This window comes from Gaiella sp. (assembly GCF_057140465.1).
Genome location: NZ_DBNHWK010000019.1, coordinates 1 through 19,898, shown reverse-complemented (window position 1 = coordinate 19,898; position 19,898 = coordinate 1). Strand labels below are relative to the sequence as shown.

Annotated in this window: 20 protein-coding genes; 5 read left to right on the top strand and 15 right to left on the bottom strand. The window is 73.4% G+C overall.

Features of this window, described 5'->3' with window-relative positions; all coding sequences use genetic code 11:
- Nucleotides 1-12: 12 nt before the first annotated feature.
- The 9 genes from AC162C_RS02460 to AC162C_RS02420 all read right to left on the bottom strand — a co-directional run bounded on the left by AC162C_RS02460 (nucleotide 13) and on the right by AC162C_RS02420 (nucleotide 7,799).
- Entirely contained in the window at nucleotides 13-2,052 is a 2,040-nt protein-coding gene (locus AC162C_RS02460) for a hypothetical protein (protein ID WP_484096162.1), read from the bottom strand.
- Between the two features lie 23 nt (nucleotides 2,053-2,075).
- Nucleotides 2,076-2,708 (bottom strand): L-threonylcarbamoyladenylate synthase, encoded by a 633-nt coding sequence (locus AC162C_RS02455; protein WP_484096161.1) that lies wholly within the window; start codon nucleotides 2,706-2,708, stop codon nucleotides 2,076-2,078.
- A 58-nt stretch (nucleotides 2,709-2,766) separates the two neighbouring features.
- Nucleotides 2,767-3,612, bottom strand: coding sequence for a peptide chain release factor N(5)-glutamine methyltransferase (gene prmC / locus AC162C_RS02450; RefSeq protein WP_484096160.1), 846 nt, complete (start codon nucleotides 3,610-3,612; stop codon nucleotides 2,767-2,769).
- On the bottom strand, nucleotides 3,609-4,652 hold the full coding sequence (gene prfA / locus AC162C_RS02445; RefSeq protein ID WP_484096192.1) for a peptide chain release factor 1: 1,044 nt from the start codon (nucleotides 4,650-4,652) through the stop codon (nucleotides 3,609-3,611). The genes prmC and prfA overlap by 4 nt, the downstream gene beginning before the upstream one ends.
- A gap of 75 nt (nucleotides 4,653-4,727) precedes the next feature.
- Complete coding sequence (locus AC162C_RS02440) at nucleotides 4,728-5,162, bottom strand: OsmC family peroxiredoxin (protein WP_484096159.1); 435 nt, start codon at nucleotides 5,160-5,162, stop codon at nucleotides 4,728-4,730.
- A gap of 4 nt (nucleotides 5,163-5,166) precedes the next feature.
- Nucleotides 5,167-5,622: an OsmC family peroxiredoxin gene (locus tag AC162C_RS02435; RefSeq protein WP_484096158.1), complete on the bottom strand. Its 456-nt coding sequence runs from the start codon at nucleotides 5,620-5,622 to the stop codon at nucleotides 5,167-5,169.
- 24 nt (nucleotides 5,623-5,646) lie between these two features.
- Nucleotides 5,647-6,573: a DUF1385 domain-containing protein gene (locus AC162C_RS02430; protein WP_484096157.1), complete on the bottom strand. Its 927-nt coding sequence runs from the start codon at nucleotides 6,571-6,573 to the stop codon at nucleotides 5,647-5,649.
- A 72-nt stretch (nucleotides 6,574-6,645) separates the two neighbouring features.
- On the bottom strand, nucleotides 6,646-6,861 hold the full coding sequence (gene rpmE / locus AC162C_RS02425; RefSeq protein ID WP_462974444.1) for a 50S ribosomal protein L31: 216 nt from the start codon (nucleotides 6,859-6,861) through the stop codon (nucleotides 6,646-6,648).
- Nucleotides 6,858-7,799, bottom strand: coding sequence for a threonine ammonia-lyase (locus AC162C_RS02420; protein WP_484096156.1), 942 nt, complete (start codon nucleotides 7,797-7,799; stop codon nucleotides 6,858-6,860). The genes rpmE and AC162C_RS02420 overlap by 4 nt, the downstream gene beginning before the upstream one ends.
- 70 nt (nucleotides 7,800-7,869) lie before the next feature.
- Here AC162C_RS02420 and AC162C_RS02415 point away from each other — a divergent pair, with 70 nt between their 5' ends.
- Nucleotides 7,870-9,105, top strand: a complete 1,236-nt coding sequence (locus AC162C_RS02415) for a DUF4389 domain-containing protein (protein WP_484096155.1) — start codon at nucleotides 7,870-7,872, stop codon at nucleotides 9,103-9,105.
- A 104-nt stretch (nucleotides 9,106-9,209) separates the two neighbouring features.
- Nucleotides 9,210-10,301, top strand: a complete 1,092-nt coding sequence (locus AC162C_RS02410) for a M48 family metalloprotease (RefSeq protein ID WP_484096154.1) — start codon at nucleotides 9,210-9,212, stop codon at nucleotides 10,299-10,301.
- Nucleotides 10,302-10,337: 36 nt separating this feature from the next.
- On the opposite strand, the gene lhgO is transcribed toward AC162C_RS02410, so the two are convergent.
- The 4 genes from lhgO to AC162C_RS02390 form a co-directional block, all read right to left on the bottom strand.
- Nucleotides 10,338-11,531, bottom strand: a complete 1,194-nt coding sequence (gene lhgO / locus AC162C_RS02405) for an L-2-hydroxyglutarate oxidase (RefSeq protein ID WP_484096153.1) — start codon at nucleotides 11,529-11,531, stop codon at nucleotides 10,338-10,340.
- Nucleotides 11,532-11,618: 87 nt separating this feature from the next.
- The gene (locus tag AC162C_RS02400) at nucleotides 11,619-13,322 is read right to left on the bottom strand and encodes an electron transfer flavoprotein-ubiquinone oxidoreductase (protein ID WP_484096152.1); all 1,704 of its coding nucleotides are present in this window, start codon (nucleotides 13,320-13,322) and stop codon (nucleotides 11,619-11,621) included.
- A gap of 2 nt (nucleotides 13,323-13,324) precedes the next feature.
- Complete coding sequence (locus tag AC162C_RS02395) at nucleotides 13,325-14,281, bottom strand: electron transfer flavoprotein subunit alpha/FixB family protein (RefSeq protein ID WP_484096151.1); 957 nt, start codon at nucleotides 14,279-14,281, stop codon at nucleotides 13,325-13,327.
- Nucleotides 14,281-15,057 (bottom strand): electron transfer flavoprotein subunit beta/FixA family protein, encoded by a 777-nt coding sequence (locus AC162C_RS02390; RefSeq protein WP_484096150.1) that lies wholly within the window; start codon nucleotides 15,055-15,057, stop codon nucleotides 14,281-14,283. Before AC162C_RS02390 ends, AC162C_RS02395 begins: the two co-directional genes overlap by 1 nt.
- 123 nt (nucleotides 15,058-15,180) lie before the next feature.
- Between AC162C_RS02390 and AC162C_RS02385 the strand changes: the two genes are divergently transcribed.
- Nucleotides 15,181-16,200 (top strand): M23 family metallopeptidase, encoded by a 1,020-nt coding sequence (locus AC162C_RS02385; RefSeq protein WP_484096149.1) that lies wholly within the window; start codon nucleotides 15,181-15,183, stop codon nucleotides 16,198-16,200.
- A 33-nt stretch (nucleotides 16,201-16,233) separates the two neighbouring features.
- Here the strand turns inward: AC162C_RS02385 and icmB are convergent, their stop codons facing one another.
- Entirely contained in the window at nucleotides 16,234-16,632 is a 399-nt protein-coding gene (gene icmB / locus AC162C_RS02380; protein WP_484096148.1) for a coenzyme B12-dependent isobutyryl CoA mutase small subunit, read from the bottom strand.
- Between the two features lie 17 nt (nucleotides 16,633-16,649).
- Between icmB and AC162C_RS02375 the strand changes: the two genes are divergently transcribed.
- Nucleotides 16,650-17,372, top strand: a complete 723-nt coding sequence (locus AC162C_RS02375) for an MBL fold metallo-hydrolase (protein ID WP_484096147.1) — start codon at nucleotides 16,650-16,652, stop codon at nucleotides 17,370-17,372.
- 12 nt (nucleotides 17,373-17,384) lie between these two features.
- Here the strand turns inward: AC162C_RS02375 and AC162C_RS02370 are convergent, their stop codons facing one another.
- Nucleotides 17,385-19,049 (bottom strand): acyl-CoA mutase large subunit family protein, encoded by a 1,665-nt coding sequence (locus AC162C_RS02370; protein ID WP_484096146.1) that lies wholly within the window; start codon nucleotides 19,047-19,049, stop codon nucleotides 17,385-17,387.
- An 85-nt stretch (nucleotides 19,050-19,134) separates the two neighbouring features.
- On the opposite strand from AC162C_RS02370, the gene AC162C_RS02365 reads away from it, so the two are divergent.
- Nucleotides 19,135-19,767: a response regulator gene (locus tag AC162C_RS02365; protein ID WP_484096145.1), complete on the top strand. Its 633-nt coding sequence runs from the start codon at nucleotides 19,135-19,137 to the stop codon at nucleotides 19,765-19,767.
- Nucleotides 19,768-19,898 lie beyond the last annotated feature (131 nt).

Here is a 19,898-nt window from a genome sequence, read left to right as displayed (position 1 = left end):
AGCGCACGCGGGCTAGAAGCGGCGACGCTCGACCGAGGCGACCCGATCGAGGCGACGATCGAGGGTCGCGGTGTCCCGCCCGGCTCCTCCGTTGACGACGTCCCGCCTCCCGTCACGCGCGAAGATGGTGTCGGCGTCGGGGCCGCCGAGGAGCGTGTCCCGTCCGGTGCCGCCGACGAGCGAGTCCCTGCCTCTCCCTCCGCTCAGCCGATCGTTGCCGGCGTTGCCGAAGAGGCGGTCGCGGCCGTCGCCGCCGTCGAGTCGGTCGTTCCCCGGGCCGCCGACCACCTCGTCCCGCCCCCGGCCGGCAACGACGACGTCGTTGCCGCTGCCGGCGTCGACGCGGTCGTCGCCGGGGCCTGCGTACACGACGTCGTTGCCGCCGAGCCCGATGATCCGGTCGTTCCCCCCGAACCCGCAGATCACGTCGCGGCGGTTCGTGCCGCGGAGGACGTCGGGCCACTGCGTGCCGACGATCGTGCACCGGACAACACGTCCCCGCGCGTCACGCGGGAGGGGTGGCGTTCCGAACGACGCAGTCCGGCCGACCGACGAGCCCGCGGCGTTCACCGCCACGAGGCGGTAGTAGTAGCGCCGACCCGGCTGCAGGCCGTCCAGCCTCGCTGAGAGCGGGCGCGCCCTGTCGCCGTCGACGCGGACCGGCTGCGTGCGTCGGCCCAGGGACCGCGACCGCCCGTACTCGAAGTAGGCGGTCGTCGACAGCCCGCCCGGGTTGACGCTGCCGGTGATCCAGGCCGAGAACGGCCCGACGCTCGTGACCTTCGACGTCACGGCCTGCGGCAGGCCCCCCGGCGTGCGGAAGGTGGCGTCGCGCCCGTCCGTACGGCCCGCGGAGTTCGAGCCGCGCGCGCGGTAGTGGTAGGTGACCCCGGGCCGCAGCCCCGTGAGCGTGAAGCCGACGGTGACGCGCTCGTAGCCCGATCCCGCGCTCCGCGAGGGCGTCCGGGAGCCGTACCGCGTGCTCGTCCCGTACTCGATCCAGACCGACGTCGAGCGCCCGCCCGGGATGACGATCGCGGTCACCGCGGCGGTCGTCGGCGACACGTCGCCCACGGCTCCGGTCTCGACCGAAGGCCCCGTCGTCGTCTGGAAGCGCCGATCCTCGCCCTTCGCCGTCCCGGCGTCGTTCACCGCGACGATCCGGAAGTGGTAGGTCCGCCCGGCGCGGAGGCCCGTGACGCGCTGGGAGACGGCGACCGGGTCGTTGCTCCCACCGGCACTCGCCGCCCGCGTGCGCGAGCCGTAGGCGGTCGTCCGGCCGTACTCGAAGTAGAAGGAGGTGCCGCGCCCGTTCGCGTCCACCCTGCCGCGCAGCACCGCCGAGGCCGAGGTCACCTCGGTCGCCTCCTCGGTCGTCGCCGAGGGCCCTACGTCGGTCCTGAACCGCTCGTCACGACCGACGCTCGTCCCGGACGCGTTCCGGGCGACGAGCCGGAAGTGGTACTCCGTTCCGGGCTCGAGGCCGGCGACGAGCGCCTTGACGCTCTTCGCTTCTGTCCCGGATCCGGCGTCGACGCTCGTCGTCCGCTTCCCGTAGGCAGCCGTCCGACCGTACTCGAAGTAGATCGTCGTCGTCTGCCCTCGCGGGTTCACCGTGCCCGTGAGCACGGCTTTCCGGGGACCGATCTCGGTGGCACGCCCCGTCGTCACCGTGGGCTCTCCGCCGGTGGTCGTGAACACGCCGTCGGAGCCGCTGGCCGCGCCGTCCTCGTTCTCGGCGACGAGCCGATAGTGGTACCGCGTGCCCGGCGCGAGCCCGGTGATCGATGTCGTCACGTCGATGTTCGCAGTGCCGTTGCCGGCGCTCCGCAGTGGGGACTTCGACCCGTAGGACGTGCTCGTTCCGTACTCGAACGCCCACGTCGTCTGCTTGCCGTTCGGGTTCACGGTGCCGTTCAGGGTCGCCGACGTCGCATCGACGGACGTGACCGGCCCCGTGATCGCAACAGGCTCCGCCAGCGACGCGGCGAGTGCCGATCCTGCCAGCATCGCCAGTGCCGCGAGGCCGATCGCCCCACGAAGCGCGCGCATGCCCTCAGGCTACGCCACGCACATTAGGAATCTGTGACGGCGCGGGCGTACCCCTCGCTCGCCTCGCGCACGCGTGCCAGCGCCTCCACCCCGGAAACCGCGCCCTCGCGGAGGATCTCCGGCCGCTCACCGGTGAGGTCGATCACCGTCGAGGGCAGGCCCGGGAGCTCGCCGCCGTCGACGATCGCGGCGACGCCCGACAGGATCGCGTCGGGGACGTCCGCGACGCGGCACGGGTCCGGCCCCCCTGCGAGGTTGGCGCTCGTCGCGACCACGATGCCGGCGGCGTCGAGGACGGCGCGCGCGGGCCCCGCGACGGCGGGCACGCGCACCCCGATCGCGGTCGGCCGGTCGGCGTTGAGCCACGCGTAGCGGCGGGACGGGTTCGGGAGCACGAGCGTGTACGGGCCCGGGAGCAGGGCGCGGGCGATCGCCTCCGACCGCCCGCGGAGCTCGGGCACGTGCTCGACGAGCACGTCCACGCTCGCGGCCACGAGGGCTGTCGGCTGGATCGCCGGACGGCCCTTGAGCGCGTACAGCCTGCGGGCCGCCTCCTCCGTCGACGCGGCGCAGGCGAGGCCGTAGACGGTGTCGGTCGGGATCACCACGAGCCGACCCTCCCGGATCGCGGCGACCGCACGGTCGACGGAGCTCACGACCCGGAGAGCGCGCGGCCCCGCAGCGTCGCGTGGCGCCTGCCGGACGTGATCTCGGTCATCCCGGTCGCCCGGCCCCGGAGAGGCGCCCCTCGACGACCCGGTCGCGCCCGGCCAGGTCGGGGGTGACGTGGACGTCGACGAAGCCGTGCGCCACGAGGAGCTCCGCGACGTCGCCCGCCCCCTCGCCGTGCGCCTCGAGCACGAGGGCCCCGCCGGGCTGGAGGACCGACACCGCGCTCCTCGCGATCGACTCCGTGTGCCCGTCGGCCACGAGCGCGAGACGCGGCTCCCAGTCGGCCACCTCGGGCGCCAGTCCCGGCAGCTCGGCGGCGTGGACGTACGGCGGGTTCGACACGACGAGGTCCCACGGGCCGGCCGGGAGCCCGTTGAACAGGTCATGCTCGAGCACCTCGAGGTCGATGCCCGTGCGCGCGGCGTTCTCGCGGGCGAGGGCGAGAGCGTCCGGGGAGACATCGACGCCGGTCACGTGGGCACCCGCGTGCTCGTCGGCGATCGCGAGCGCGATCGCCCCCGATCCGACGCCGACGTCGAGCACACGGGGCGCATCCCTCTTCGCGATCAGCGCGAGGCAGCGCTCGACCAGGATCTCGGTCTCCGGCCGAGGGATCAGGGCGCGTCGGTCGACCGTGAGCACGAGCCGTCGGAACTGCCACTCCCCGAGCACGTGCTGGACGGGCTCGCGGCGCCCGCGGCGGACGACGAGCGCGCGGGCCGCGTCGAGCTCGCCCGGGGTCAAGGGGCGGTCGTGGTCGAGGTAGAGGTCGATGCGTTCCACCTCGAGCGCCTTTCCGAGGAGCAGCTCGGCATCGAGACGCGGCGTCTCGCTCCCCCGCCCGGCGAGGAACGCGGTCGAGCGGCGGAGCACCTCGCCGACCGTCACGAGAGCGCGGCTGCCTCGAGGGCACGCCGGCGCTCCTCGGCCTGGAGCGCCGCGGTGAAGTCGTCGAGGTCGCCCTCGAGGATCTGGTCGAGCCGGTGCGCCGTGAGCTTGATGCGGTGGTCGGTGAGGCGGTTCTCGGGGAAGTTGTAGGTGCGGATCTTCTCCGCCCGCTCGCCGGTGCCGACCTGCGCGCGACGCGCCGCCGCCACCTCCGCCTGCTGCCGCTCCCGCTCGGCCTCGTAGAGGCGCGCGCGCAGCACGCGCATCGCCTTCTGGCGGTTCTGCAGCTGTGACTTCTCGTCCTGCATCGACACGACGATGCCCGTCGGCAGGTGCGTGATCCGGACCGCCGAGTCGGTCGTGTTGACGCTCTGCCCGCCCGGGCCCGTCGAGCGGTACACGTCGACCTTGAGGTCCTTCTCCTCGATCTCGATCTCGACGTCCTCGACCTCGGGCATCACGGCGACCGTTGCGGTCGAGGTGTGGATGCGCCCTTGGGACTCGGTCTCCGGCACGCGCTGCACGCGGTGCGTGCCGCCCTCCCACTTGAAGACGGAGTACGCGCCGTCGCCCTTGACCGCGAACACGAGCTCCTTCACCCCGCCGCCGTCGCTCTCGCTCGCCGAGAGCGTCTCCGTCCGGAAGCCGCGGCGCTCCGCGTAGCGCGTCAGCATGCGCGCGACGTCGGCGGCCCACAGCGCGGCCTCGTCGCCCCCCACGCCCTGACGGACCTCGACGATCACGTCCTTGGCGTCGGCGGGGTCGCGCTCGACGAGCGCGAGCCGCAGCTCGTCCTCCAGGTGCTCGAGCCGCTCCTCGGCCTCGGGGAGGAGCTCCCGCAGGTCGGGGTCGGCTCGCGCCGCGTCCACGTCCTCGGAGACCATGCGCCACTCCTGGGCGAGCCGGTGCGCCTGCTCGAGCTCCTTCAGGCGCCGCCCGAGCTCGGCCGCCTCCCGGTGGTCGGCGTACACGGCCGGGTCGGCCATGCGCTCCTGGAGCTCGCCGTACGAGCGCTCGAGCTCGTCGACGAGGATGTCGATCGTGGTCACGCGTCGATTGTAGGGCGGGGCCACGCGGCGACGGCGCCCGGCGCCGGCCGCGCCTCCCGGGGCGGGCTACTCGGCGAGCGCCGCCTCCACGCTCACGTCGGGCACCCCCGCGAGCGCCTTCGACACGGGGCACCCGTCCTTCGCCGCGATTGCCGCCTCGGCGAACGCCGCCGCGTCGATGCCCGGCACCTCGCCGCGGACCGAGATCGCCCCGCGGATGATCCCCTCGCCGGGCTGGAACGTGACGGTCACCGACGTGTCGAGCCGCACGGGCGGCGTGCCGGCCTGCGAGAGCCCGTGGGAGAGCGCCATCGAGAAGCAGGACGCCCAGGCAGCCGCGATCAGCTCCTCCGGGCTCGTCCGCCCGTCGGGCTCCTCCGCGCGGGAGGGCCACGTCACGTCGAGCGGGCCGAACGCCCCGCTGCCGACCACGTGCACCGTCCCCACGCCGTTCAGTAGGTCGCCCTGCCACGTCACCTGTGCTGACCGATCGGTTGCCACCGGTTCACCCTCCCTCGCGTCGTACGTTCACGGTCACCTCGGCGCCCGCCCGCTTGAGCAGGCTCGAGAAGGGGCATCCCTCGTCGGCGGCGACGACGGCCCCGTCGAACGCGGCCGGATCGGCCTCCTCGACGAGCACGGCCGCCTCGATCGCGGAGCCGACGATCTGGTGCCCCTGTCCCTCGACCTCGTCCATCGTGATCACGCATCGCACCGTCATGCGCCCCGGCGGGGCGCCGACCCGTGCCAGCTCGCTGCCGAGCGAGGTGATGAAGCACCCCGCGTGCGCTGCGGCGAGCAGCTCCTCGGGGCTCGTCTTCCCCTCGGGCTCGGCGATCCGCGACGCCAGCGTCACCGGCAGCCGCCCGAACGCCCCCGAGCTCTCGGCGGTGAGCGTCCCGGCCCCGCGGGCGACCGACCCTTCCCACGTCGCTTCCGCCTCACGCGTGATCCTGGGCATCTCAGGCGCCCTCCCCCGCCGCCGTCACGCCATCACCTCGACGCGGCGCTCGAGCCGCTTGCGCTCGGCGGACTCCTCCGCTTCGAGGCGGCGGACCTCGGTGAGTGCGCGAATCGAGACCTCGATCTGGTCGAGCGACGGCTGACGCGTCGTCAGCCGCTGGAGCCACAGGCCGGGGGCGAGCAGCACCATCAGGATGCGGTTCGACTGGTGCTTGCCGGCGAACCGGATCAGCTCGTAGGCGAGCCCGGCGATCACCGGGAGGAGCAGCACACGGCTCGCGATCAGCCACGGCCAGGACGGGCGGCCGACGAACGCGAACACGAAGATGCCGATCACCATAACCCATAGCAAAAAAGCTGTTCCGCAACGGGGATGGATCAAACTGAATCTCTGCACGTTCACAGGCGTGAGCTCGGCGTCCGCCTCGAGGGCGTTGATCGCCTTGTGCTCGGCCGCGTGGTACTGGAAGACGCGCTTGAGGTCGGGGATCAGGCCGATCAGGGCGATGTAGGCGATGAAGACGGCGACGCGGATCAGCCCCTCGACGACGACGAACCAGGCGGTGTCCTCCACGGGGAGCCAGGTCGTGAGCAGCGCCGGCCCGACCTTGAAGAGCATGAGCGCGAAGCCGATCGCGATCGCGAACGAGAAGATGATCTGGCCGCGCGTGATCTCCGTCTTGACCTCGCCGTGCTCGTCCTCCGTCTGGGCGGCGTAGTTCGCCGAGATCGCGAGCGCCCGGAACCCGATCGCGAGCGACTCACCGAGCGCGATCACGCCGCGGATCACGGGAAGGCGCCAGATCCGGTGTCGCTCCATCGGCGACCGCACGGTGCGCACGACCTCCTCGATCTCGCCCGACTGGGTGCGGATGGCGACGGCCCAGCACGAGGGCCCGCGCATCATCACGCCCTCGAGCACCGCCTGGCCTCCGTACGTCGTGCTCATGCCGCTGCTCCGTGGCCCCGCGCAGCAGAGGGGCGGGATGGGCGCTGCCTCGTCACGCGGTGACCTGTGCGGCTAGCCGCGGCGAGGAGCGGCCTTCTCGAGCCGCCGCTGGAAGCGCTCGACCCGTCCGCCCGAGTCGACGAGCTTTTGCTTGCCGGTGTAGAACGGATGGCAGGCCGAGCAGATCTCGACGCGGAGCTCCGGCTTCGTCGAGCGGGTCCAGAACTCGTTGCCGCACGAGCAGGTGACGTGCGCGGCGACGTACTCGGGATGGATCTCTGCCTTCATCGACCGGCCAGGATATCAGAGGCGGTCTCGGCGGCGACGTTGCCCCCGGAGACGACGACCACGATCCGCTCACCGTCGACCTTCCCACGCGCGACGGCGGCGAGCGACGCCGCAGCGCCGGGCTCGACGGCGAGCTTCGCCCGCGCGTAGAGGACACGGAACGCCTCCCGGATCTCGTCGTCGGACACCGTCACCACCGGGACGCCGAGCGCCCCGCAGAGCTCTACGGCGAGCCGCCCGGCGAACGGCGCGGCGAGCGCGTCCGCCACCGACCGTGGCGTCACCGGGACCGGCGCGCCCGCGGCCAGCCCCTCGGCGAGCGCCGCCGACCCCTCGGGCTCGACGGCGATCACGCGCACGCCCGCGGGGACGCAGGCGACGGCGATCCCGGAGACGAGCCCGCCGCCCCCGCACGGGACGACGATCGTGTCCACGCCGTCGACGTCGTCGAGGATCTCGAGCCCGACGGTCCCCTGGCCTGCGATCGTCCCCGGCGCGTCGAACGGGTGGACGAAGACGCGGCCCGTCGCGTCGATCAGCTCGTCGAGCCGCGCGAACGCCTCCGTCGGGTCGGCCGCCTCGAGGTCGACGACGGCGCCGTACGCCCGGGTCGCGGCGACCTTCGCGGCGCTCGCGCTCTGCCACATCACGAGGAGGGCGTCGATGCCCTCCTCCCGCGCGCCCCACGCGAGTGCCTGCGCGTGGTTCCCGGCCGAGACCGAGATCACGCCGCGGCGCCGCTCCGCAGCCGAGAGCGCGGCGAGGTTCGTGAGCACCCCGCGCGGCTTGAACGAGCCCGTGCGCTGGAAGAGCTCGGCCTTCAGGCTGAGGCCGTCGCGGAGCGACCGTGCCGAGAAGACGGGCGTGCGGTGGAGGCGGCCGCGAACGAGCGCCGCCGCACGCTCGACGTCGTCCGGGGTGACGGGCAGCTCGGCCACGGCGGGAGCCTAGACGGTCGGTCGGGACACGGGCGGCCGTCGCCCGTCCGGCCCCGGGCACAATGGCGACGTGGACGAGACCGGTGCGACCACGGATGCGGGAGCGCCGTCCCGGCGACCGATCAGGCTCGTCGTCGGCGACGACCTCGGGCGCTCGCGGCTGACGGTCTTCTTCCGTTTCCTCCTCGCGCTCCCGCACGCCGTGTGGCTGACGCTGTGGACGATGGCGGTCTGGCTCGTGGCCTTCCCGGCCTGGCTGGTCGCGCTGTTCGACGGCCGCCTCCCGCGCGTGTTCCACGACTTCCTCGCCGCGTACGTCCGCTACGGCGTCCACGTCGCGGCGTACGTCTTCCTCGCCGCCAACCCGTTCCCCGGGTTCACGGGCCGTCCGGGGTACGACGTCGACGTCGAGATCGACCCGCCCGCCGCGCAGGGGCGGTGGAGCGTCGCGTTCCGCCTCGTCCTCGCCCTCCCCGCGCTGCTCCTCACGAGCGCCCTGATCGGCGGCGGCGGATGGACGTACGCGGGGGTCGCCGCGTCCGTCGCGATCCTCGCCTGGTTCGCCGCGCTCGTGACCGGGCGCATGCCGCGTGGGCTCCGCGACCTCGCCGCGTACGCGGTCGGGTACGCGGCCCACACCGCCGGCTACCTGCTGCTCGTCACCGGGCGCTACCCGAGCGCGGACCCCGCGCTCGTCGCGCCGCGGACCGCGCTCCCGCCCCATCCCGTGCGCCTCGCTGTGAACGACCCGCTCGGACGATCGCGGCTGACGGTCTTCTTCCGGCTCCTGCTCGCGCTCCCCCACGTCGTCTGGGTCACGCTCTGGTCGCTCGTCGTCGTGATCGTCCTCCCCCCCGCCTGGCTCGCCGCGCTCGTCATCGGTCGGCTCCCCGGCGCCCTGGGTCGGTTCTTCGCCGCGTACGTGCGGTACGCCGCCCACGTGACCGCCTTCCTCTACCTCGTCGGAGGGCCGTTCCCGGGGTTCAGCGGGGCGTCGTACCCCGTCGACGTCACGATCGAGCCCGCCGGACGGCAGCGACGGCTGCCGATCGCCTTCCGCGCCGTGCTCGCGGTCCCGGCGCTGGTCGTCGGGGCCGGCTACGCGGCCGTGCTCCTCGCCGTCGCCGTTCTCGGCTGGTTCGCGGCGCTCGTCACGGGCCGCATGCCCGAGGGGCTCCGCAACCTCGGCGCCGCCGCCGTCCGCTACTCCGCGCAGGTGTCCGCGTACCTCGTGCTCGTCACCGACCGCTACCCCTACTCGGCACCGGCGCTGTCCGGGCCGACCGCCGACGAGGCCGCGACCTGAGCACGCTGCGCGCGGCCGCCTGGGCAGTCGGAGTCGCCGCCTGGCTCGGCTGTGCCGCATGGCTCGTCGACGACGCCGTCCCCGACGGCCTCCGGCTCCCGCCCGTGGACGTCGACGCCGTCTTCGGCGCCGACCTCGTCGACCGGGCCGAGCGCTACGAGCGGTTCCTGCTCGCCGACTGGGCGCTCGCCCAGGTCGCGCTGCTCGTGGCGCTCGTCCTCTACGCGCGCCGCGGGGCGGCCTTCGCACGGGAGTCGGCCGCGGGCCGCATCGGCACGGGGATGCTGCTCGGCATGCTCGGCCTCGGGATCGTGTGGCTCGTCCAGCTCCCGTTCGGGCTCGCCGCGGTCTGGTGGGGTCGGCGCTACGGGACGACGGAGGTCGGCTACCTCGACTGGGCGGTCGGGGACTGGCTCGAGCTCGGGGCGACGTTCCTCTCCGTCTGCCTGGCGCTGCTCGTCGTGATGGCGCTCGCCGGATGGCTCGGCGAGCACTGGTGGCTACCGGGCGCGGCGGTGTTCGTCGGCATCGCCGTCCTCTTCATGCTCGTCAGCCCGCACCTGAGCTCGACCGAGGCCCTCGACGACCCGCCACTGGCCGCGGCCGCACGCGACTACGAGCGCGAGCAGGGGCTCCCCGAGATCCCGCTCCGCGTCGAGGCGGTCAGCGGGTCGACGAGCCAGGCGAACGCCTACGCGGCGGGTCTCGGGCCGACACGGGTCGTCGTGCTGTGGGACACGCTCCTCGACGGGCGGTTCTCCGACGCCGCCGAGCGGGTCGTCGTCGCGCACGAGCTCGCCCATCACTCGAGCGACCACCTGCCCAAGGCGCTCGGCTGGTTCGCGCTCTTCGCGGTCCCGGGAGCCTGGCTCGTGATGCGCACGACCCGCGCCCGTGGCGGCATCGGGCGCCCCGAGGCGGTGCCCCTGGCGCTGCTGGTCGTCGCCGTCTACCAGCTCGCGCTGGCGCCGGCGCAGGCCTGGGTGAGCCGACGGATGGAGGCCGAGGCCGACTGGAAGGCGCTGCAGTCGACGTCGAGCCCGATCGGGGCGCGCGACCTGTTCGTCGGGTTCGCCGAGACGGGCCTCGGCGACCCCGACCCGCCGACCTGGGCGTACATCGTGCTCGAGTCCCATCCGACGCTCGCCCAGCGCGTCGCGATGGCCGACGCCTTCGCCCGGGCGCGGTCGCGGTAGCCGCGGCGGGACGGGCGCCCGGGCGCGCCGCGGCTGTCAGCGCCAGGCCTGCTCGGCGCGGTCGACGATCTCACGCGCGATCGCGAGCGCCGACGTCGCGCCCGGGGACGGGGCGTTCCGCACGTGGAGCAGGCGGTCGTCGCCGTCGAACACGAAGTCGTCGACGAGGCCGCCGTCGGGCCCGAGCGCCTGCGCCCGGATCCCCGACGGGCCGCGCTCGACGTGGGCGGCCTCCAGCCCGGGCAGGAGCTTCCGCGCCTCCGCGACCAGCAGCCGCACGCTGTGGTCTCGTGCGACCTCGGCCAGCCCGGTGCGCCAGTGGCTCCGCGCGAGTCGGCGGAGCCCCGGCGCCGCGAGGGCGTCCCACGCGTCGCGCGGGCGGACGCTCCAGCGGCCGTAGCGCTCGCGGGCGAGTGCGAGCACCGCGTTCGGCCCGAGCCAGACCGCGCCGTCCGGGCGCACCGTCGTGTGCACGCCGAGGAACGGGAACGCGGGATCCGGCACCGGGTAGACGAGGCCGCGGACGAGGTGGCGGGCCTCCGGGCGCAGGACGAGGTAGTCGCCGCGGAACGGGACGATCCGCGGCTCGCGGGGCCCGCCGGACAGCGCGGCGAGCCGATCGGCCTGCACGCCCCCGCAGACGACGACGTGCGCCGCCTCGACCGGCCCCCCGGTCGTGTGCACGGCGAGCGAGCGCGGCCGCCGCTCGAACGCCGTCACCTCGCGGCCGGTCAGCACCTCGCCGCCGGCAGCCATCACGTCGGCCGCGAGCGCCTCGGCGACGAGGCGGAAGTCGACGACCGACGTCTCGGGCGAGTGGAGGGCTGCGATCCCGGCGGCGTGCGGCTCGAGCTCGCGGATCCGCTCCGGCCCGACGCGCTCGACGCCGGGGACGCCGTTGGCCACGCTCCGGGCGTGGAGCTCGTCGAGCCGGGAGATCTCCGCGGGCGTCGTCGCGACCACGAGCTTCCCGCAGCGGAGGACGGCGATCTCCCGCTCGTCGCAGTAGCGCAGGAGCTCCGCGGCGCCCTCGACGCAGAGGCGGGCCTTCAGCGAGCCGGGCGCGTAGTAGACGCCGCGGTGGACGACGCCGCTCGAGCGCCCCGTCTGGTGGAGGCCGACCGCGGGCTCCTTCTCGAGCACGGTGACCGACGCCGCAGGACGGCGTGCACCGAGCTCGCGCGCGGTTGCGAGCCCGAGGATCCCTCCGCCGACGACGACGATGCGCATGGGGCGAGTAGAGCATGCGGCGCCGTGTCGACGACGCACCCCCGGTCGCCGCGGATCGTCGCGCGCCGCGGGCCCGCGGGGGGGCCGTCAGGTGAGCGTGTACTCCGGCCCCGAGCCGCCCTCGGGCGGCGTCAGCCGCCCGCCCTTCGCGGTGATCGCGCCGCACTGCACGCAGTTGGACGGGGTGAGCATGACGGTCACCGTGCCGTCGCCGTCCTCCTCGCCGACCTCGTACACCTGCGCCGGGCACATCCAGGCCCACATCTCGGCGACGTCGCGCGGCACCCGGCGCTCCACACGGACGTGGTTCGGCTGGTCGTCCCGCGTGCGGTTCCCGGAGGCGAAGACCGACGAGAGCTTGTCGAACGTCAGCTGCCCGTCCGGCGCCGGATACTCCTCCGACCGGCCCGTGCGGATCAACTCGTGGGCGGCGTTGGGCTCCGTCGCGTAGTCCTTCGGCGGGATCTTCCCCTTCGACACCGTCATCGCGCTGGCGAGCGCGCCGCCCACGAAGAAGCCCTTGTCGAAGGCCTGCCGCATGTTCCGCACCTCGGTCAGGTCGGGCCACAGGTAGCTGTCCCGGATCGACTGGTCGTACGCGTCGAGCGCCCCCACGCGCCCGTGCGACTCGCCGCCCTGCAGCGCACGGAACGCCGCCTCCGCCGCGAGCTTCCCGGACTCGATCGCGTAGTGGACGCCCTTGAGCCGCGGCACGTTGACGAGCCCGGCGCTCTCCCCGACGAGGAGCAGGCCCGGCGCGTTGAGCCGCGACGGCATCGACAGCTGCCCGCCCTCGGTGATCGTCTTCGCCCCCCAGGCGACCCGCTCGCCGCCCTCGAGAATCTTCCGCACCAGCGGATGCGTCTTGAACTGCTGCAGCAGGTCGTGCGCCGACAGCTCGACGTCGCGGTACTCGAGGCCGACGACGAAGCCGATCGAGACGTGGTCGTCCCCCATCGGGTAGATCCAGGAGCCGCCGAACTCCCCGTACCGGGCGCGCTTGCGGAGCGGCCAGCCCATCGTGTGCACGATCCGGCGGAGCGGGCGAGCGACCTTCCACACCTCCTTGACGCCGAGGGCCCAGATCTGGGGGTTGCGCCCGTGCAGCCCGAACCGGTCGATCGCCGCACCCGTCAGGTGGCCGGCCGTCCCCTCCGCGAGCACCGTCACCTTGGCGGCGATGTCGACCCCGGGCTCGAAGTTCCCGAGCGGCTCCCCCTCGCGGCCCCGGCCCTTGTCGCCGGTGCGGACGCCGACCACGCGCCCGTGGTCGACGAGGAGCGCATCGCCGACCGTCTCCGGAAGGAGCATCGCCCCGCCCGCCTCGGCCTGCTCGGCGAGGAAGCGGCCGAGCTGCGCCACGGAGAGGATCCAGTTCCCGTGGTTCCGCATCGTCGGCGGGGGCGGGATGCGCGCGGCGTGCCCCTCGGTGAGGACGTAGACCGCCTCGCCCTCGACGGTGCCGAAGGTGGGGATCGCCTCGAGCTCCGGCCGGCCCTGGAAGAGCCGCCGGAGCGCCCGCGGGTTCACGACGGCGCCCGACAGGAGGTGCGAGCCCGCCTGCTTGCCCTTCTCGAGCACCGCGACGGGGACCTCGCCGAGTCGTTCCCGCATCTCCGGGTGCTCCTCGAGGAGCTGGCCGAGGCGGACGGCGCACGCGAGCCCGCCCGGCCCGGCGCCGACGACGAGGATGCCGACCTCGATGCGCTCGTCGACCGGATCGGTCGGAGCGGCGATCGCCTCGGCGGTCGAGAACGGCGGCGGGTAGTCGGCCGGCCGGACCGGAGCCACCGTCACCCCTTGCGGGCGCGGACGAGCTCGGTGAGCTTCGGCACGATCGCGTGCAGGTCGCCGACGACGCCGAGGTCCGCGAAGTCGAAGATCGGCGCGTTCGGGTCCTTGTTGACCGCCACGATCACGCCCGAGCCCTGCATCCCGACCTTGTGCTGGATCGCGCCGGAGATGCCGAGGGCGACGTAGAGCTTCGGGGCGACGGTCTTCCCGGTCTGTCCGACCTGGGTCGAGTACGGGTACCACCCGGCGTCGACGACCGCGCGCGTCGCGGCGACCGCCCCGCCGAGCGCCTCGGCGAGCTCCTCGCAGAGGCCGAAGCCCTCGGGCGCGCCGAGGCCGCGTCCGCCGGCGACGATCGTCTCGGCGTCCTCGATCGACGGCCCGGTCGCCTCCTCCTGGAGCTGCTCGACGAGCTCCGCCCGGGTCGAGAAGTCCTGGAACTCGACCGCGACCTGCTCGACCGCGGCGCTGCCGCCGCCCTCGACCGGGTCGAACGTCCCCGAGCGCACGAGGGCGAGCCGCGGAGTGGTCGTCCACCCCGTGTCGACCAGCACGGTGTCGCCGAGCGCCGCGCGCTTGGCGACGAGCTCGGCGCCGTCGACCGCGAGGTCGGTGACGTCCCAGTTCAGGCCCGCGTCGAGCCGCGCCGCGAGACCGGCGGCGACGTCGGCGGCGAGCACGGACGACGCGAAGAGGACGTTGTCGGCTCCCGCGTGGCGCACGACCGCCTCGAGCGCGTCGACGCGTGGCTGCGGGAGCGCCGCGGCCAGGGCGGCGTCGTCGACGACGTACACCGTCGACGCCCCGTAGCGACCCGCCGTCGCCGCGACGTCGGCGACACCCGAGCCGAGCACCACGCCCGCGGCCTCGCCGAGCGATGCGGCCTTGCCGAGGACGCCGAGCGAGCCCTTCGTGATCTCGTCGCCGGCGTGCTCGAGGAAGACGAGGCTCTTCATCAGATCAGCCTCTTCTCGACGAGGTACTCGACGATCTTCTCGGCTGCGCTCCCGTCGTCCTCGATCTTCACCTGGTCGCTCTTCCCCGGCGGCGGGGCGAGCGCGCGCACGGTCGTCCGCGAGCCGGCCTCGCCCGCGGTCGAGGGATCGACGCCGAGGTCGGCGAGGCTCACCGTCTCCTGCGGCTTCGACTTCGCCCCCATGATCCCCTTGAGGCTCGGGTAGCGCGGCTCGTTGATCGCGTCGGAGACGGCGACCACGGCCGGCAGGGGCGCCCGGATCACGTCGTACCCGAACTCCGTCTGGCGCTTGCCCGTCACGGAGCCGCCGTCGACGGTCAGCTCGGCGACCTGCGACATCACCGGACGGCGGAGCCGCTCCGCGACCGCCGACCAGAGCACCGCACCGTCGGCGTCGCCCGACTGCTGGCCGAAGAAGACGAGGTCGGCCTCCTCGCGCTCGAGGGCCGTCGCGAGCACGCTCGACGTGGCGACGAGATCGGATCCCGCGGCGGCGGCGTCGGACACGAGCACCGCACGGTCGGCGCCCATCGCGAGCGCCTTGCGCAGCGACTCCATCGCCTTCTCGGGGCCGAGCGAGACGACGACGACCTCGCCGCCCTGGGCCTCCTTCACGCGGAGCGCCTCCTCGATCGCGTTGACGTCGGTGGCGTTCAGCGCACCCTCGCCGCTGCGGTCGAGCCGGTGCGTCGCGGGGTCGATCCGCTTCGCGGCGGTGGCGTCCGGCACCTGCTTCACACACACGGCGATCTTCACGGGCTGGACTCTAACGACCACCCGCTGCACCACGGCGCACTTCCCTCCCGGTGCCGGCGGGAGGCGCCCGGCCGGCGCCCCTCGCTCTGGTAGGGTCGGGTCCTTCGAGCGCGAACCGGAGCAGTGATCGGCCACCGGACGACAGCCCGAGGAGCACTCCTCCTCTTCTCCCTCGCCGCCGCCCTCCTGGCGTGTGCCGTCGCCGCGACCGGCGCGCGGGCGGGCAAGGTGCCGCGCATCGTGTTCCCGCTCCTCTCCGACGTCCCCGTGTTCGACAACTACGGCGACGCCCGTGCGAACGGCAGCCATGCGGGGATCGACATCGAGGGCGCGACCCGACGGACGCCCGTGCTCGCCGCCGAGGCCGGACGCGTGCGCTGGCACACGACGTCGTGGCGGGCGGGCTGCATGCTCTACCTCGACGGCGCCTCGGGAACCACGTACCTCTACATCCACCTCAACAACGACCGCACCGCGAAGAACGACAACCGCGGCACCTGCAGCCTCGGCACCGCCTACACGGTGCAGGACGGCGCGAAGGTCACCGCCGGCCAGATGATCGGGTTCAACGGCGACTCGGGCGATGCGGACGGGAACCCGCACCTGCACTTCGAGGTGCATCCGAACGGCGGCGGCGACGTGAACCCGCTCCCCTACCTGAAGAAGGGCGTCCGCCTCCTCTTCCCCGGGCGCCTCGGCACCCGCTTCTCGCTCGGCCTGCGCGGCGCGCTCGTCGCGGCGACCGCGAAGCGGCTCACGATCGACACGACGGCCGTGCGCTGGTGGCCCGGGGGCCGCTGGACGCCGCTCGAGCGGACGGTCACGCTCGCCGTCGACCCCGAGGCCGCCGCGGCGAGCCGGCTCACCGAGCTCGTCGCAGCAGGGGCACGGGCCGCACAGAGCAGGAAGGCGAAGGAAGGCGTGACCGTCTTCACGTCGGTGGCGAAGGTGACCGACGACGCGCTCCGCGGCGATGCAGGGGCGCTGACCGCGGCGCGCCTCAGGACGGCGGACGGCGCGCTCGTCTCGCTCGACCCCGACGACCTCCCGCCACCGGACGAGAGCCTCGACGAGTCGCAGGACGACGACGGGGCCGCGTGGGAGCCGCCCGACTGGCTCCCCGAGGGCGGGCGCCCGTTCTGAGCCCCCGGGCGCCGGCGACCGTCCCGCGCTGCCCTACGCCGTGGCGAGCGAGCCCCGCAGGAACTCCACGATGTCCCCGGTCGAGGCACCGGGGCCGAAGACCTCGGCGACGCCGTCCCGCTTGAGCTCGTCGGCGTCCTCGTCGGGGATCGTGCCGCCGACGACGACGAGCACGTCGTCGGCGTCCGCCTCGCGCAGCAGGGCGACGATGCGCGGGACGAGCGTCATGTGCGCGCCCGAGAGGATGGAGATGCCGATCGCATCGGCGTCCTCCTGGATCGCCGTCTCGACGATCTGCTCCGGCGTCTGGTGCAGTCCGGTATAGATCACCTCCATGCCCGCGTCACGGAGCGCCCGCGCGATGATCTTCGCGCCCCGATCGTGCCCGTCGAGGCCGGGCTTGGCGATGACGACACGCAACTTCCGCACCACCTGGGCAGTATAGGAAGGTGCGTCTCAACGTCATCGGCTCCTCCCCGGCGTGGCCCGACCCCGGCAGCGCCCAGTCCGGTTACCTGCTCGAGCACAGCGAAGGGCGGCTGCTCCTCGACTGCGGGCCCGGGGTGCTCGGCAGGCTACGCGAGCGCGAGCCCTGGCCGACCGTGGACGCGATCGCGATCACGCACTTCCACCTCGACCACTGGGGCGACCTCGTGCCGTGGGTGTGGGGGAGCATGTACCTGTTCGGCTCCGCCCAGCGACTGCCGTACCTGTGGGTGCACAAGGGAGGCCGCGAGATCCTCGAGGACTTCGGCGAGCGCTTCGGATTCGCGGACATGTTCGACCGGGTGTTCACGGTCCACGAGTACGACGGCCCGTTCGAGGCCGCCGGCTTCACCATCGAGCCGCATCGACTGCCGCACTACACGCTCGAGACGTACGGCTTCCGCGTCACCGGGAACGGTGCGACGCTCGCCTACTCGGGCGACTCCGGGCCCTCCGACGAGCTCGTCGAGCTCGCCCGGAATGCGGACGTGTTCCTCTGCGAGGCAACGCTCGTCGCCCCGTCCGCCGACGGCACGATCCGCGGCCACCTCTCCGCGGAGGAGGCGGTGGAGGCATTCCGGGCGTCCGGCGCCCGCCGGCTGCTGCTGACGCACCGGCCGGTGGAGCTCACGCTGCCGCCCGGCCTCCAGCAGGTCACGGACGGCGACACCTTCGACATCGTCTGAGGCGGAGCGGCCTCAGAAGACCGGCTGCTCGCGCCACGTGCCCCAGGCATCGCGGAGCGCGTCGCAGATCTCGCCCATCGTCACGTAGTCGCGTGCGGCGTCGACGAGGAGCGGCATCAGGTTCACGTCGGGTCTGGCGGCCCCGTCCCGGATCGCCCCCAGGCGCCGCTCCACGGACGCGGCGTCCCGGCGCGCGCGCAGCGCCTGGACGCGCTCCACCTGCTTGCGCTCGAGCGACGGGTCGATCCGGAGGATCGGCGGCGGCTGCTCGTCGGCGACCTGGTAGCGGTTGACCCCGACGACGACGCGCTGGGCCGCCTCCACCTCCTGCTGGTAGCGGAAGCTCGCCTCGGCGATCTCGCGCTGCGGGAAGTTCTGCTCGATCGCGGCGACCATCCCCCCGAGCGCCGCGATGCGGTCGAAGTAGGCGTACGCCTGGCGCTCGAGCTCGTTCGTGAGGTGCTCGACGTAGTAGGCGCCGCCGAGCGGGTCGATCGTGTTGACGACGCCGGTCTCGTGGGCGATCACCTGCTGCGTGCGCAGCGCGAGCCGCACGGCGTCCTCCGTCGGGAGCGCGAGTGCCTCGTCGAACGAGTTCGTGTGCAGCGACTGCGTCCCCCCGAGCACCGCCGCGAGCGCCTCGATCGCCGTCCGCACGATGTTCACCTCCGGCTGCTGCGCGGTCAGCGACACCCCGGCCGTCTGGGCGTGGAACCGCATCAGGAGGCTCCGCTCGTCCCGGGCGCCGTACCGGTCGCGCAGCTCGCGCGCCCAGATGCGGCGCGCTGCCCGGTACTTGGCGATCTCCTCGAAGAAGTCGAGGTGGGCGTTGAAGAAGAAGCTGAGCCGGGGCGCGAACGCGTCGACGTCCAGGCCGCGCTCGAGCGCCCACTCGACGTAGGTGAAGCCGTCCTGGAGGGTGAAGGCGAGCTCCTGGGCCGCGGTCGAGCCGGCCTCGCGGATGTGGTACCCGGAGATCGAGATCGGATGCCAGAGCGGCATCTCGTTCGCACAGAACTCGATCATGTCCGTCACGAGCCGCATCGACGGCGCCGGCGGGAAGATGTACTCCTTCTGCGCGATGTACTCCTTGAGGATGTCGGTCTGGATCGTCCCCCGCAGGAGGTCGCGCCCGACACCCTGCTGCTCGCCCACGACGACGTAGTACGCGAGCAGGATCGCGGCCGGGGCGTTGATCGTCATCGACGTCGACACGTCGCCGAGGGGGATCCCCGCGAACAGCGTCTCCATGTCGGCGAGCGAGTCGATCGCCACGCCCTCCCGCCCCACCTCGCCGAGCGAGCGTGGATGGTCGGAGTCGTAGCCCATCAGCGTCGGCATGTCGAACGCGGTGGAGAGCCCCGTCTGCCCGTGCTCCAGCAGGTAGCGGAACCGCGCGTTCGTCTCCTCCGCCGTCCCGAACCCCGCGAACTGGCGCATCGTCCACAGCCGGCCCCGGTACATCGACGGGTAGACGCCCCGCGTGAACGGGAACGACCCGGGGACACCGAGGTCGCGCTCCGACTCGATCTCGACCGACTCCGCCGTGTAGAGCGGCTCGACGTCGATCCCGGAGATCGTCGAGAAGAGCTCCCCCTCACGCTCCGGCGAGGCCGCGTACCGCTCACGCCAGCGGTCGAGCGCGGCCGCGAGCCCACGGTCCTCGGTTCGCGCCATCGCGCACGATCGTAGCGCCCCGGCGGCCCGCCTGACCCGTCCGGGGGAAGGAGCAGGGGCGGCTCCCGTGGAAGACTCAGAGGCAATGCGCGTTGTGATCGCAGACGACCACAAGCTGATCCTCGACGGCCTCCGCCGCGCCCTGGAGGACGACGGGGGCTTCGAGGTCGTCGGCCAGACGCAGACGGGGACCGAGGTGATCTCGCTCGTCTCCGAGACGAAGCCCGATCTCGTCGTCCTCGACGTGCGGATGCCGCAGATGGACGGCCTCGCCTGCCTCGACGAGATCAAGGGCCGCTTCCCGGACGTGAAGGTCGTGATGCTGTCGGCGTCGACGAGCCAGGACCTCGTGGACACGGCGCTCCGCCGCGGCGCGAGCGCCTACGTGATCAAGTCGATCGACCCCACCGACCTGCCGGCGACGCTCCGGCAGGCGGCGGCCGGCACGGTGATCAGCGCGGTCGGCACCACCGAGACGGCCGCGCCCGGCGCGAAGGCCGCCGGGCTCACCGACCGCGAGGTCGAGATCCTCGGCGCGCTCTCCCGGGGGCTCTCCAACGACCAGATCGCGAAGGAGCTCTGGGTCACGCAGCAGACCGTGAAGTTCCACCTCACGAACGTCTACCGGAAGCTCGGCGTGAGGAACCGCGCCGAGGCATTGCGGAAGGCGTTCCAGCTCGGCTTCGTCGAGAGCCCGCTCTACGCGGACGACGACTGACTGCGGGCGCGGGCGGCGCCCACGACCCGCGTCCGTCCGAAGAACCGCATCACGACGAACGCGCCGCCGACGACGGTCGTCGGGACGTACCACACGGCCTGCACGAGGATCGCGAACGCGAGGGCGTCCTC

What these genes read in the sequence shown, in the direction of transcription:
- lhgO (WP_484096153.1), bottom strand. Translation starts at nt 11,531, where the DNA reads ATGCGCATCGTCGTCGTCGGCGGAGGGATCCTCGGGCTCGCAACCGCG.
- AC162C_RS02370 (WP_484096146.1), bottom strand. Translation starts at nt 19,049, where the DNA reads ATGGCGCGAACCGAGGACCGTGGGCTCGCGGCCGCGCTCGACCGCTGG.
- AC162C_RS02365 (WP_484096145.1), top strand. Translation starts at nt 19,135, where the DNA reads ATGCGCGTTGTGATCGCAGACGACCACAAGCTGATCCTCGACGGCCTC.
- AC162C_RS02430 (WP_484096157.1), bottom strand. Translation starts at nt 6,573, where the DNA reads ATGAGCACGACGTACGGAGGCCAGGCGGTGCTCGAGGGCGTGATGATG.
- AC162C_RS02460 (WP_484096162.1), bottom strand. Translation starts at nt 2,052, where the DNA reads ATGCGCGCGCTTCGTGGGGCGATCGGCCTCGCGGCACTGGCGATGCTG.
- AC162C_RS02435 (WP_484096158.1), bottom strand. Translation starts at nt 5,622, where the DNA reads ATGCCCAGGATCACGCGTGAGGCGGAAGCGACGTGGGAAGGGTCGGTC.
- AC162C_RS02395 (WP_484096151.1), bottom strand. Translation starts at nt 14,281, where the DNA reads ATGAAGAGCCTCGTCTTCCTCGAGCACGCCGGCGACGAGATCACGAAG.
- rpmE (WP_462974444.1), bottom strand. Translation starts at nt 6,861, where the DNA reads ATGAAGGCAGAGATCCATCCCGAGTACGTCGCCGCGCACGTCACCTGC.